Raw genomic sequence first — 12,118 nt, 5'->3', positions numbered from 1 at the left:
CTATTCCCGTCGGCGCACGATGCGCAGCTCGCTCGCGAGGATGCCGAGCACCACGAGGGCGCCGCCGATCAGCGCCGTCAGCGGCAGACGCTCGCCCGCGATGCGTCCGACGACGCCTGCCCAGACCGGCTCGGCGGAGTAGATGATCGTCGCCCGCGTCGGGGACACCGACTTCTGCGCCCAGTTCATCGTCAGCTGGATGACGCAGCTCGCGACCCCCAGCCCGACGGCGGCTCCCGCCCACACCCAGCTGAACGCGGGCACGGTCTCCCCCACGAGCGGCATCGTGAGGATGCCGAGCACGCCGGCGGTGAACAGCTGCACGATCGTGATGCGGCCGAGGTCGACGTCCCTCGTCGCGAACACGCTGATGAGGATGATCTCTGCGGCGATCGGCAGCGTCGCGATCATCGTGGCGATCTCGCCCGCGCCGAGGCTCAGGGTCAGGATCGACTCGGGTCCTGCGATCAGCAGAAGCCCGGCGAACGCGAGACCGGCGCCGACGAACGCCATGGCGGGCGGACGCGTGCGGAACACCGCCCACTGCGCGAACGGCACGAGCGGCACGTACATCGCCGTGATGAAGCCCGAGGTGCTCGAGTCGATGGTCTGCAGTCCCACGGTCTGCAGGCCGTAGCCGAGGTGGATCATCACCCCGATCGCGGCGCCCGCGCCGATGTCGGTCCAGCGGATGCCGCGCAGCGCGCGCCGGAAGATGATCGCGCTGATGACGCCGGCCACCAGGAAGCGGATGCCGATGAAGAACCAGGGGCCGGAGTGCTCCATCGCCCAGTGCACGAGCAGGAACGTGCTGCCCCAGACCGCCGTGATGGCGACGAGGGCCGCCTCTTGCGGGCGGAAGCGCAGAAATCGCAGACGAGCGGGCATTCGGTGCCTTTCTCGATCTGCCACGTCGAGGATATCGGTCTCGAGCGCCCGGTACTCTCGGGAGCATGAGCAACTTCGTCTCCGCGGCCGAGCTGCACGACCTCCTCTCCGACCCGTCCGTGCGAGTGATCGACGTGCGCTGGAGCCTCGATCGTCCGGATGGGCACGGCGAGTATCTGTCCGGCCACGTCCCCGGCGCCGTCTTCGTCCCCTTGCACACAGAGCTCGCCACCCACGGCGACGCGGCCGAGGGGCGGCATCCGCTTCCCTCCGTCGAGAAGCTGCAAGCGGCCGCGCGCCGCTGGGGCGTGACGCAGGGCAACACGGTGATCGCCTACGACGATTCGAAGGGCCTCGGCGCCGCACGTGCCTGGTGGCTGCTGCGCCAGGCGGGCGTCGATGTGCGGGTGCTCGACGGCGGCATCCGTGCGTGGAAGGCCGCCGGCTTCGAGCTCGCCACCGATGATGTCGTCGTCGAGGAAGGCGATGTGGTGCTCGAGCAGATCGGCGAGGATGCGATCTCGATCGACGAGGCGGCCGCCTTCCCCGAATCCGGCATCCTGCTCGACGTCCGCGCCGCCGAGCGGTACCGAGGCGAGACCGAACCCTACGACCCGGTCGCCGGGCACATCCCCAGCGCCCTCAATGTGCCGATGGCCGCTCATCTCGACGCCGACGGCAAGATCCTCGACGCCGACACCCTCCGGCAGACCTTCGCGTCGGTCGGTGTGGCCCCCGGCATCCCGGTCGCCGCATACTGCGGCTCGGGCGTGACCGCGGCGCACACCGCGCTCGTCGCCGACGAGGTCGGGATCGCGCTGAAGGTGTATCCCGGTTCGTGGAGCCAATGGTCCAACACCCCCGGACGACCGGTCGCGACGGGCGATCAGCCCGGCTGATCCTCGCGGTCGCCGAATCCCCAGAGCAGCTCGATGGCGCCGGGGCCGAAGGCCCTGCGCACCTGATGGATCGAGGTGCGGCCCGCGAGGGACAGCGGGGCGAGACGGATGCCGGTCGGCGTCTCGATCTTCTCCTCGATCCAGTCGGGAAGCGCGTCGGGGTGGAATCGGGTCCACACCATGAGCTCGCGGCACTGCCTGGCGACCGCATGTCCGGTCTCCTGGGTCGGCGGGTACCCGGCGGGGAAGCCGATCGACCACTCGATGACCGCTGTCTCCGGAGCCGTCAGCGGCGACTCCAGCTCGAACAGCGCACCGTGCACCTCGCCGCTGGGGTGCGAGTACCTTGCAGAGATGCGCCCGCCCGAGACGGCCGAGAGCACGGGCGCCGGGGTTCTCACCCCTGGGCTCAACTCGAGGAACGGAATCGCGGCGACCGTGCCGGTGGTCGACTGCACGATGCTGCGCGTGAGGCAGTACGACACGTTGCCCTGGGCATTGACGTCGGTGACCGAGTGGGTCGTGACCTCGCGGGTGCTGTCGGGATAGGGCGTGCCGAGCGCCGCGAAGGCGTCTTTCACCATCTGCTCGAGGTCGCGCTCGTCGATCGGGAACCGCGATCTCCCGACGGGGCCGGTGCGCTTGGTGTCGCCGAGGCTGCCGGTGAGAGCGCCGGCGGCCAGCTCGAGCAGCTCCTCGATGTCGCTCAGCGCCGCGATGGACTGCGCCCCTTCGGGCCGGCGCGTCCCCGACCGCCAGTAGCTCAGGGTCGCCATCGAGACGGCGTTGCCGCGCAGGCGCAGCTGATCGTGCAGCCAGGCGAGGGTGACACCGCGCGCGTTGATGCCGTCGCGCAGCGTGCTCGCGAGAGCATCCGCCGGCGACCTGCGCGACCCGCCCGCTGCATTCATCACAGTCCCCCTCCGGTATGTGAAGAACTGCACTCTAGAGTGAGCATACGACCGCACACACGCGACTCTGGGGACCTTGACGCGTGCTGTGGAGTCGCACGGCTGTCTCGGCGCAAGCAGGGTGCCCGACCTTGCGTACGACCAGCCTCACGCAGTGATGCCCCCCTCGCTGCGTTTCTCGTGGGGTCCGGTGGACGATCTGGGGAGATCCGCCCGGGCCCCACGAACGTCTCCGGCGGTGCCGCCCGCTGCCCGCGCGTAGACCCCTCTGCCCGCGCGTAGACCCCTCTGCCCGCGCGTAGACTGGGAACACCACTTCGGAGGACCGAGAACCGTCATGTCTGCCCCTGCCCGCACGTTCACCGTGCGCAACGTTCAACTCGTGCGCGCGCTGTTCGCCGCCGCCGCCGCAGTCATGATCACGTTCTCTCCCGACCACTCGGCCGCGGTCGGCCTGTCTGTCTTCAGCGGCTTCGCGATCGCGACGGCCCTGGTGTTCGCGCTCTCGGCATGGCTCGTGCTGCGCGCGGGCGGACGCTGGCCGCACGTGCTGCTGGCGATCGCCGGCCTCCTCGCGGGCATGGCAGGCGGCATCCCCGCGTGGCGCACGAACGACGTGTTCTTCGCCGTCGTCATCTCCTGGGGCCTGGTCTCGGGTGCGATCGAGCTGGTCGCCGGACTCCGTGCGCGGCGCGCCGGCGAACAGGCCGCCCGCGATGCGATCACGGTGGGCGCCTTCGGCATCCTGCTCGGCGTCGTGCTTCTCGCGATCCCCGCGGGGCTCGCGCAACCCTACGCGATCGCCGACGCCGGAGAGTTCATGCTGACCGGCATCATCCTCGGAGTGGGCATGTTCGGCGGGTACGCCGCGATCGTCGCCGTGTTCCTCGGCATCGCCGGCCTCACCCCGCAGCGAGCGGATGCCGTCGCCGCGGCAACCGAGAACGAACGGAGCGCGAGCCGCATCGCGCCCGGAGGAGAGCGATGAGCGACGAGAAGCCGACCCGCCGGGACATCCTGCGGCCCCTGCACCTGCTGGGCATCGCCCTCGGCTGCGGTGTGTTCGCCGCCGTCGTGACCCTGGTCACCACGGGGGCGTTCACGGCGCGGGTCAACAACGCGATCATCGCCGGCACCTACCAGGGGCTGACGCCTCTCGCGCTCGGCCTGGTGGTGGGCGGCGGTGCCTTCATCGTGACGCTGCTGCTGCTGTCGATGCTGATCCTCGCGGTCGATCCGACCAAGGTCACCAAGACGATCGACCGCCCCGTGCTGTACGACGCGGAGCCCGGCGACGACACGGCTGCGGGCGCCTCGGAGGGCACCTCCTCGAAGTAGGGGAGGGCCGCACCTAGCGCTGACGCGCCCGGGTGGCGGCGAGTTCACATGAAGTCGCCGAGTGCACGGCACGTTGACGTCAGCGGGCCGTGCACTCGGCGAGAGTACGTGAAGTCGACGCGGCGGGGCTACTTCGCGAGCTGCTCCGCGATGCCGACGTAGGTCGCGGGGGTCAGCGCGAGCAGGCGCTGCTTCGCAGCATCCCCGATCTCCAGGCCTCTGACGAACTCGGCGAGGTCGGCGGCGCCGACGCGGTGCCCTCGGGTGAGTTCCTTGAGCAGCGCATAGGGGTCGCTGATCGTGGACCGGCCGGCGACGACCTCGGCGCGGATGACGGTCTGGATCGCCTCGGCGAGCACCTCCCAGTTCACGTCGAGGTCGGCGAGCAGCACGTCGCGCGACAGCGAGATCGCGTTCAGGCCGCGGCGCAGGTTGTCGAGCGCGAGCAGCGAGTGCCCGAACGCGACGCCGATGTTGCGCTGCGTGGTCGAGTCGGTGAGATCGCGCTGCATCCGCGAGGTCACCAGGGTCTGCGACAGCGAGTTCAGCAGGGCGCCGGCGATCTCGAGGTTCGCCTCGGCGTTCTCGAAGCGGATCGGGTTGATCTTGTGCGGCATGGTCGACGAGCCCGTCGCGCCCGCGACGGGGATCTGCGCGAAGTAGCCGAGCGAGATGTAGGTCCAGATGTCGGTGGCGAGGTTGTGCAGGATGCCGCCGGCGTGACGCACGCGGTCGTAGAGCTCGACCTGCCAGTCGTGCGACTCGATCTGAGTGGTCAGGAGGTTGAAGCCGAGACCGAGTCCCTCGATGTACTCGCGCGCGACCTCGGGCCAGTTCACATCCGGATCGGCGGCGAGGTGTGCCGACCAGGTGCCGGTGGCGCCGGAGAACTTCGCCAGGTAGTCGGACGCGGCGATCTGACCGCGCACGCGCTCGAGGCGCCACGCGAACACCGCGAGCTCCTTGCCCATGGTGGAGGGGGTCGCGGGCTGGCCGTGCGTACGGGAGAGCATCGCAGCATCCGCGTGCTCGACCGACAGCTCGCGCAGCTTGGCGATCACGGCGTCGAGGCCTGGCAGCCAGACCTCCTCGACCGCGCGCTTCACGGTGAGCGCGTACGAGGCCGAGTTGATGTCCTCGCTGGTGCACGCGAAGTGCGTGAGCTCGGCGATGCGGTCGAGTCCGAGCATCGACAGGCGGTCGCGCACCAGGTACTCGATCGCCTTGACGTCGTGCTGCGTGACCGCTTCCTTCTCGGCGAGCCAGTCGATCTCGGCCTGGCCGAAGTTGCGGTACAGGGCGCGCAGGCGCTCCTTGTCGGCATCCGACAGCGGCGAGGTCTCGAACAGCGAGCGGTCGGTGAGAGCGATGAGCCACTCGACCTCGACCTCGACACGAGCGCGGTTCAGGCCCGCCTCCGAGAGGAAGTCTGCGAGGCCGGTGACGGCGGAGCGGTAGCGGCCGTCGAGCGGGCTCAGGGGCTGCGGCGGAAGCGAGGGCTGGAAAGTCAGGGGAGTTCCTCCTGATCGGGCCCCTAGGCGCGGGGCGTGCGAGGGGCGCGGAGGGCCGGTTCGAGCTGACGGAACAGACCGCGGGTCGCCGACTCAATCATACCGAGCACGGAATCGAACATCTCAGTGCCGGCGTAGTAGGGATCGGGCACGTCCTGCGTGGAGGCATCGGGGTCGAAGGCGAGGAGCAGAGTGACCTTGCCCTCCTCGTCCTCGTCGTGCGCCCACTCGCGCAGGATGCGCTCGTGCGTGCGGTCGAGGGCCACGATCAGGTCGTTGTCGGAGAAGGATGCCGCGGTGAACTGCTTCGCGCGGTGCTGCGAGCCGTCGTATCCCCGGCGGGCGAGCGACTCGATCGTGCGCTCATCTGCGCGCTCGCCGAGGTGCCAGTCGCCGGTGCCGGCGCTGCGCGACACGATGCGCGCGCCGAGTCCCTGGCGCTCGGCGAGATCGCGGAACACCACCTCCGCCATGGGCGATCGGCAGATGTTCCCCGTGCACACGAAGAGCACGCGGAAGGGATCCGGGGACATCACTCACCTATTCTGCCGGTCGGGCTCTGTTCCTGCACAGTCCGTACCTGCGGCGGGCTTTCCACAGAAGCCGATGATCGGCCGATTTTCGCGAGCGACGCCGAGCTCGACGAGCGGATGCTGTCGCCATGCACTCCTTCGCAATCGCAGAAACCGGAACCTCCGCCGACGCCTGGGCCTGCCTGCAGGCGGCCTCCGCTGTCGATGATGCGGTCACCGCGCTGAACTCGGCGGGCGCCGCCCTCGTCGGCCTCACCGTCGACACCGAATGGCAGGCCGACGGCGTGAGAGCCCTTCACGAGCGGCTCGTGGCCTTCCAGAGCGCCGCCGGCGCCGAGGTCGGCAGGCTCAGCAGCCGCGCCTGGGAACTCGATCGGGCCCTGTCGTGAGCGCCGGCATCGACATCGGCTACGGCGGGGCGATCTCGGTCGACCCCGAGGCGCTGCGCGCGGTGGCCGCGCGGATGGCGGGTCTGGGCGGTGACTTCGGCGAGGCATGTGCGGCGATCCGACTCGCGCATCAGCTCGTCGTCGACACCGCGGGGCTCAGCGAGAAGGTCGACACGGTGGCGCTGTGGGCGAGCGGCGACGTGGTCGAGCAGCTGCAGGCGGACTGCGAGTCGGCTGTCGTGGGCACACGGCTCATGGCCGACGTGTACGAGTACACCGAGCTCAAGGCGGAGGCCGACGCGCTCGCGTTGAGCGACCGTGCAGCGGCAGACGCCCTGTATCTGCGCATGGAGGCGCTCGCCGAGGCAGATCCGCGGGTGGCGGAGATGTCGACCATGCTCGTGCAGGGCTGGAAGGACGACCGCTTCGAAGGGCTCGACAGCCAGTTCGTCCCCGGTGGTCTCGGCGTGCTCTTCGGGGCCGCCGGTCTCTTCGGCGCCAAAGGCGGTCTGGGCAAGGTCTGGCCGGGCATGCGGCTCACCGGCGTGCCCGACCCGGTGCGGGTGCAGCCGGTGCAGACCTCCTCTCCGACGGCGGCGCCGGCCGGCATCCCCGACGCCTTCCGGCGGATGCCGCAGACCCCCGGCGCCCAGGTGGCGGTGGAGAAGTACACGATGGCCGACGGCACGACGAAGTACGTCGCGTACGTCAAGGGCACACAGATCAAGGGCACGCAGTTCGCCGGCTTCGGAGGCTCCCAGCCGTGGGACATGAAGTCGAACGTCGAGCTGTACTCGGGCAAGAAGTCGGCTTCCTACCAGGCCACGCTCGACGCTCTCGAGGCGGCGGGCGCCCGGCCCGGCGATGAGGTCGACATCGTGGCGCACTCGCAGTCGGGCATGATCGCGGCCCATCTGTCGATGGAGAGCGAGTTCGACGTGCACGTGCAGATCACGGCCGGCAGCCCTGTCGAGCCGACGGTGGACGACGACCAGACGCTCGTGCAGTTCCGGCACACTGACGACGTGGTGAGCAGCCTTGCGGGCGGCGGTTCGCCCGGTGCGAGCGGGAGTCCCGACAGCTTCACGGTCACCAGGGTGGGTGACCCGCTGCCGGGGCTGCAGGACGTGCTGCTCGACACGCACATGCTCGACTCCTACATCGAGACGGCCGAGATGGCCGAGCAGTCGGGAGACCCCCGCGTCGAGTCGCTCGACGACTTCTGGTCGGGACTGAACGAGGCCGTGGAGATCGAGCGGACGGAGTATCAGGCCGAGAGGAGTGGGTAGGGTGTTGGGCAGCGACGCGAGCGCGTCGAGAGCGAGCACGACCGGGGGACTGTCGATGATCATCTGGCGCGGGTGGGGGATTCTGGCGTTCATCTACGCGGCGGTCGCCATGATGCTGTTCCTCGGCCTCGCCTCGGCTCTCGTGCCAGACGCCGCACTGCCGTTCACCGCGGCGATCGGTCTTCTGGGTGCCGCTGCGGCGACATGGTTCACCGGTATCGCGATGAACCGCACCGCTCCGCAGCGCAAGATCGACGCGTGGGCACAGGGGCGTCGTGCGCAGCTCGACGAGCTCGTCGCGACGGGGCAGTTCTCGCTCGGCCCCGGCCAGCCCCAGCCCAGGTCCCTCGACGAGGCGCGGCTGATGGCGGATGCCGTGCTCGCGCACGAGGTCGAGCAGACCAAGAAGGCCTACAACGTGCACACGCTGTTCTTCATCCCGATGCAGTACCTCGCGTTCGCGTGGGCGGGCATCGCCGTGATCGTGGTGATCGCCGGGCTCGTGTCGGCTCTGCGCTGAACGCATCGACCGGCGTGAGCCGCTCAGTCAGCTGCGGCGCGAGCGCTTCGCCTGCGGGCGCAGGATGAAGCCGAAGATGCCGTTGATGACCGAGATGATGAGCGCGGCCAGCACGCCCCACCAGAAGTCGCCGACCGTGAGGCCCCAGCCGAAGGACTGCGTGATCCAAGCGGTGAGCCACAGCAGGAAGCCGTTGATCACGAACCCGATGAGTCCGAACGTGATGATGTAGAGCGGGAACGCCACGATCTTCACCAACGTGCCGATGATGGTGTTGACGAGCGCGAAGATCGCGGCGACTGCGAGCAGCGTGAGCACGAGCTGCAGTGTCTCGCCTGGTGCGAATGCGGTCACGGTGACCTGCAGCGCGGGGATCAGCGTCACGACCCACAGGGCGAACGCGTTCACGACGACTCTGATGATGAAGCGCATAGTCCTCTCAGTGTCACACGGTCCGCGCGAGATGTCAGCGGGTGGGGCGACGCGGGAATCTCTAGACTCGGAACCGTGACCGACCCGATCCTGCCTCGCATCCGTCCTGCCATCGCCGCCCTCGCGCCGTATCGACAGGGCAAGCAGGCCGGCCCCGACGCGTTCAAGCTCTCGAGCAACGAGAACCCGTTCGAGCCGCTGCCGTCGGTTCTCGAGGCGCTGCAGCACACCACCCCGATCAACCGCTACCCGGACGCGACGGCCGGGCGCCTGCGTGAACGCCTCGGCATCCGCTTCAGCGTCGACCCGAACCAGGTGCACGTCGCCGCGGGCAGCGTGTCGATCCTGCATCAGCTCATCCTCGCGACAGCGTCCGCGGGCGACGAGGTCGTCTATGCGTGGCGCTCCTTCGAGGCCTACCCGAGCCTTCCGCTGGTCGCAGGCGCGACCGGCATCCAGGTTCCGCTGACGGCCGGCTTCCGCCACGACCTCGATGCCATGGCGAATGCCGTCACCGATCGCACCCGCGCGATCATCCTCTGCACGCCGAACAACCCCACGGGGCCCATCATCACGAGCGACGAGTTCGCGAACTTCGTGGCACGGGTGCCCGGCGACGTCCTGATCATCCTCGACGAGGCGTACGCCGAGTTCGTCACGGCCCCCGATGCGGTAGACGGCCTCGCCGAGCGAGTGTTCGAACGGCACCCGAACGTCGTCGTGCTGCGCACCTTCTCGAAGGCCTACGGGCTCGCAGGGCTCCGCGTCGGCTATGCGATCGGCAACGAGACCGTCCTGAACGCGGCGCGCAGCACCGGCATCCCGCTGTCCGTCACGTCCGCCGCCGAGAACGCGGCGATCGCGAGCCTCGACGCCGAGCCCGAGCTGCTGCGGCGGGTCGCGCAGATCGCCGAGCGCCGCACCCGCCTGATCGACGGCCTGCGGGCGCAGGGCTGGGACGTGCCGGACGCGCAGGGCAACTTCGTATGGCTCCCGACGGGGGAGCAGACGGATGCCGTGGCAGCGCACTTCGCCGAGAACGACCTCGTCGTGCGCCCGTTCTCGGGCGACGGCATCCGCATCTCCGTCGGCGAAGAGGCGTCGATCGGGCGCGTGCTCGAGGTCGCTCAGGCCGCTCGCTGAGCGCATTCCTCCGGGTTCCCGGCAGATACGAGGGCGTCCTAGGTATGCGTGACCCGGCATGCGGGCGCGGGTAGCGTGGGTGCCGTGACCACCTCCGAGACCCCCCTCGTGCAAGTCCTCGATGCATCCGGACGGTTCGCGCCGTCCGCGTCCGCCGAGCGCTATCTCCCGCTGATCGAGAAGATCAGCGACGCTGAGCTCGAGCAGTTCTACCGCGACATGGTCTCGATCCGCGCGATCGACATCCAGGCCACGAACCTGCAGCGGCAGGGCCAGCTCGCCCTCTGGCCGCCGTCCCGCGGCCAGGAGGCCGCGCAGGTCGGATCGGGGCGCGCGGCCCGTGCGCAGGACACGATCTTCCCGTCGTACCGCGAGCACGCGGTCACCCGCATCCGCGGCGTCGACCCGGTCGACATCATCAAGCTCATGCGCGGCGTCTCGCACGGCGGCTGGGATCCGACCGATCCGAAGAACGGCAACACCCGGCTCTACACCCTCGTGCTCGGCTCGCAGGTGCTGCACGCCACGGGGTACGCCATGGGACTCGCCTTCGACGGACGAAGCGGCACCGGCGACCTCGACCACGACGAAGCCGTCATCGTCTACTACGGCGACGGCGCCTCCAGCCAGGGCGACGTACACGAGGCCATGGTGTTCGCTGCCAGCTACCAGGCGCCGACGGTCTTCTTCCTGCAGAACAACCACTGGGCGATCTCGGTACCGGTGTCGACCCAGTCGCGGGTGCCGCTCGTCGAGCGCAGCGCGGGCTACGGCATACCCAGCGTCCGCGTCGACGGCAACGACGTCCTCGCGAGCTACGCCGTCTCGCGCGTCGCCCTCGACGAGGCGCGCAGCGGCGAGGGTCCTCGCGCGATCGAGGCCGTCACCTACCGGCTCGGCGCGCACACCACGAGCGACGACCCCACGAAGTACCGCGGCAGCGACGAGGAGGAGTCGTGGGCGCGGCGTGACCCGATCGCGCGCATGCGGGCCTTCCTCGAGAACCGCGGCGCCGGGGGCCAGTTCTTCGCCGACGTCGAGGCGGAGGCGGCGGATGCTGCGGAAGACCTCCGCGCGCGCAGCGTGGAGCTCGGCGCGCCCAGCGCCGACAAGATCTTCGACCATGTCTACAGCGAGCCGCACCCGCTGATCGACGAGCAGAAGGCGTGGCGCGCCGCCTACGAGGCGTCGTTCGAAGGAGGCAACTGATGACGCTCGAGACGATGCCGTTGAGCAAGGCTCTGAACGCCGGACTGCGCAAGGCCATGGAGGACGACGACAAGGTCCTGCTCATGGGAGAGGACATCGGCAAGCTCGGCGGCGTCTTCCGCGTCACCGAGCACCTGCAGCGCGACTTCGGCGAGAAGCGGGTTCTCGACACCCCGCTCGCGGAGTCGGGGATCGTGGGCACCGCGATCGGCCTCGCGATGGCCGGCTTCCGCCCCGTGATCGAGATCCAGTTCGACGGGTTCGTCTTCCCCGCGTTCGATCAGATCACCACTCAGCTCGCGAAGCTCACGAACCGGCACGAAGGCAGGCTGTCGCTGCCGATCGTGATCCGCATCCCGTACGGCGGGCACATCGGCGCGGTGGAGCACCACCAGGAGAGTCCCGAGGCGTACTTCGCCCACACCCCGGGCCTGCGGGTCGTGTCGCCGTCGACGCCCAACGACGCGTACTGGATGATGCAGGAGGCGATCCGCTCGAACGACCCCGTGATCTTCATGGAGCCGAAGAGCCGCTACTGGCAGAAGGGCGAGGTCGAGCTCGACGCCTCGGCCGTGCCGCTGCACGCTTCGCGCGTCGTCCGCAAGGGCAGCGACGTCACCCTCGTCGGTCACGGCGCCATGGTCACCACGCTGCTGCAGGCCGCGGCGCTCGCCGAAGCCGAGGGCACGAGCTGCGAGGTCGTCGACGTGCGCTCGCTGTCGCCGATCGACTACGAGCCGATCCTCGACTCCGTGCGCAAGACCGGCCGCATGGTCTACGCCCAGGAGGCGCAGGGCTTCACGAGCGTCGGCAGCGAGGTCGCGGCGACCGTCATGGAGCGCGCGTTCTATGCGCTCGAGGCGCCGGTGCTGCGGGTGTCGGGCTACGACACCCCGTTCCCGCCCGCGAAGCTCGAGGGCGCGTATCTTCCGGATGCCGACCGCATCCTCGAGGCCGTCGACCGTTCGCTGGCCTACTGATGAGCCGTTCCATGTTCACAACTCCTCAAAGAACGCCGGATCCCGGCCCCGGAATCGCGTTTTCGGCCGATTCCCG

14 protein-coding genes are annotated in these 12,118 nt (G+C 69.5%); 9 read left to right on the top strand and 5 right to left on the bottom strand.

Annotated features, from left to right (window positions below; all coding sequences use genetic code 11):
• A complete protein-coding gene (locus RS84_RS08175) occupies positions 1-888 on the bottom strand; it encodes a DMT family transporter (protein ID WP_045257277.1) in 888 nt (295 codons plus the stop codon).
• A gap of 65 nt (positions 889-953) precedes the next feature.
• On the opposite strand from RS84_RS08175, the gene RS84_RS08170 reads away from it, so the two are divergent.
• The gene (locus RS84_RS08170; RefSeq protein ID WP_045257276.1) at positions 954-1,787 is read left to right on the top strand and encodes a sulfurtransferase; all 834 of its coding nucleotides are present in this window, start codon (positions 954-956) and stop codon (positions 1,785-1,787) included.
• Here the strand turns inward: RS84_RS08170 and RS84_RS08165 are convergent.
• Positions 1,775-2,698 (bottom strand): hypothetical protein, encoded by a 924-nt coding sequence (locus RS84_RS08165; RefSeq protein WP_045257275.1) that lies wholly within the window; start codon positions 2,696-2,698, stop codon positions 1,775-1,777. The genes RS84_RS08170 and RS84_RS08165 overlap by 13 nt on opposite strands.
• Positions 2,699-3,035: 337 nt before the next feature.
• Here RS84_RS08165 and RS84_RS08160 point away from each other — a divergent pair, with 337 nt between their 5' ends.
• Complete coding sequence (locus tag RS84_RS08160) at positions 3,036-3,686, top strand: hypothetical protein (protein WP_045257274.1); 651 nt, start codon at positions 3,036-3,038, stop codon at positions 3,684-3,686.
• Entirely contained in the window at positions 3,683-4,036 is a 354-nt protein-coding gene (locus RS84_RS08155) for a hypothetical protein (RefSeq protein WP_045257273.1), read from the top strand. Before RS84_RS08160 ends, RS84_RS08155 begins: the two co-directional genes overlap by 4 nt.
• Before the next feature lie 128 nt (positions 4,037-4,164).
• On the opposite strand, the gene purB is transcribed toward RS84_RS08155, so the two are convergent.
• Positions 4,165-5,547, bottom strand: coding sequence for an adenylosuccinate lyase (gene purB, locus RS84_RS08150; RefSeq protein ID WP_045257272.1), 1,383 nt, complete (start codon positions 5,545-5,547; stop codon positions 4,165-4,167).
• Positions 5,548-5,570: 23 nt separating this feature from the next.
• On the bottom strand, positions 5,571-6,080 hold the full coding sequence (locus RS84_RS08145; RefSeq protein WP_045257271.1) for a low molecular weight protein-tyrosine-phosphatase: 510 nt from the start codon (positions 6,078-6,080) through the stop codon (positions 5,571-5,573).
• Between the two features lie 128 nt (positions 6,081-6,208).
• Between RS84_RS08145 and RS84_RS08140 the strand changes: the two genes are divergently transcribed.
• From RS84_RS08140 to RS84_RS18650, 3 genes are read left to right on the top strand one after another with little or no spacing between them, the layout of a single operon-like run.
• Positions 6,209-6,469: a hypothetical protein gene (locus tag RS84_RS08140; protein WP_045257270.1), complete on the top strand. Its 261-nt coding sequence runs from the start codon at positions 6,209-6,211 to the stop codon at positions 6,467-6,469.
• Positions 6,466-7,758: a hypothetical protein gene (locus RS84_RS08135; RefSeq protein ID WP_045257269.1), complete on the top strand. Its 1,293-nt coding sequence runs from the start codon at positions 6,466-6,468 to the stop codon at positions 7,756-7,758. The genes RS84_RS08140 and RS84_RS08135 overlap by 4 nt, the downstream gene beginning before the upstream one ends.
• A gap of 1 nt (position 7,759) precedes the next feature.
• Entirely contained in the window at positions 7,760-8,278 is a 519-nt protein-coding gene (locus RS84_RS18650; protein WP_052676281.1) for a hypothetical protein, read from the top strand.
• A gap of 27 nt (positions 8,279-8,305) precedes the next feature.
• Here the strand turns inward: RS84_RS18650 and RS84_RS08125 are convergent, their stop codons facing one another.
• Positions 8,306-8,710, bottom strand: coding sequence for a phage holin family protein (locus RS84_RS08125; protein ID WP_045257268.1), 405 nt, complete (start codon positions 8,708-8,710; stop codon positions 8,306-8,308).
• 75 nt (positions 8,711-8,785) lie between these two features.
• Here RS84_RS08125 and RS84_RS08120 point away from each other — a divergent pair, with 75 nt between their 5' ends.
• The 3 genes from RS84_RS08120 to RS84_RS08110 all read left to right on the top strand — a co-directional run bounded on the left by RS84_RS08120 (position 8,786) and on the right by RS84_RS08110 (position 12,042).
• The gene (locus RS84_RS08120; RefSeq protein WP_045257267.1) at positions 8,786-9,853 is read left to right on the top strand and encodes a histidinol-phosphate transaminase; all 1,068 of its coding nucleotides are present in this window, start codon (positions 8,786-8,788) and stop codon (positions 9,851-9,853) included.
• Between the two features lie 84 nt (positions 9,854-9,937).
• Entirely contained in the window at positions 9,938-11,062 is a 1,125-nt protein-coding gene (locus RS84_RS08115) for a thiamine pyrophosphate-dependent dehydrogenase E1 component subunit alpha (protein ID WP_045257502.1), read from the top strand.
• Positions 11,062-12,042 carry an alpha-ketoacid dehydrogenase subunit beta gene (locus tag RS84_RS08110; protein WP_045257266.1) on the top strand — a complete coding sequence of 327 codons (981 nt, stop codon included), beginning with the start codon at positions 11,062-11,064 and terminating at the stop codon, positions 12,040-12,042. The genes RS84_RS08115 and RS84_RS08110 overlap by 1 nt, the downstream gene beginning before the upstream one ends.
• The last annotated feature ends 76 nt before the right edge of the window (positions 12,043-12,118 follow it).

It is taken from the genome of Microbacterium hydrocarbonoxydans (genome assembly GCF_000956475.1).
GTDB lineage: Bacteria > Actinomycetota > Actinomycetes > Actinomycetales > Microbacteriaceae > Microbacterium > Microbacterium hydrocarbonoxydans_A.
The sequence above is the reverse complement of the archived record's forward strand: the minus strand, read 5'-3'. Positions and strand labels throughout refer to the sequence as shown.

What these genes read in the sequence shown, in the direction of transcription:
- RS84_RS08175 (WP_045257277.1), bottom strand. Translation starts at nt 888, where the DNA reads ATGCCCGCTCGTCTGCGATTTCTGCGCTTCCGCCCGCAAGAGGCGGCC.
- RS84_RS08170 (WP_045257276.1), top strand. Translation starts at nt 954, where the DNA reads ATGAGCAACTTCGTCTCCGCGGCCGAGCTGCACGACCTCCTCTCCGAC.
- RS84_RS08165 (WP_045257275.1), bottom strand. Translation starts at nt 2,698, where the DNA reads ATGAATGCAGCGGGCGGGTCGCGCAGGTCGCCGGCGGATGCTCTCGCG.
- RS84_RS08160 (WP_045257274.1), top strand. Translation starts at nt 3,036, where the DNA reads ATGTCTGCCCCTGCCCGCACGTTCACCGTGCGCAACGTTCAACTCGTG.
- RS84_RS08155 (WP_045257273.1), top strand. Translation starts at nt 3,683, where the DNA reads ATGAGCGACGAGAAGCCGACCCGCCGGGACATCCTGCGGCCCCTGCAC.
- RS84_RS08145 (WP_045257271.1), bottom strand. Translation starts at nt 6,080, where the DNA reads ATGTCCCCGGATCCCTTCCGCGTGCTCTTCGTGTGCACGGGGAACATC.
- RS84_RS08140 (WP_045257270.1), top strand. Translation starts at nt 6,209, where the DNA reads ATGCACTCCTTCGCAATCGCAGAAACCGGAACCTCCGCCGACGCCTGG.
- RS84_RS08125 (WP_045257268.1), bottom strand. Translation starts at nt 8,710, where the DNA reads ATGCGCTTCATCATCAGAGTCGTCGTGAACGCGTTCGCCCTGTGGGTC.
- RS84_RS08110 (WP_045257266.1), top strand. Translation starts at nt 11,062, where the DNA reads ATGACGCTCGAGACGATGCCGTTGAGCAAGGCTCTGAACGCCGGACTG.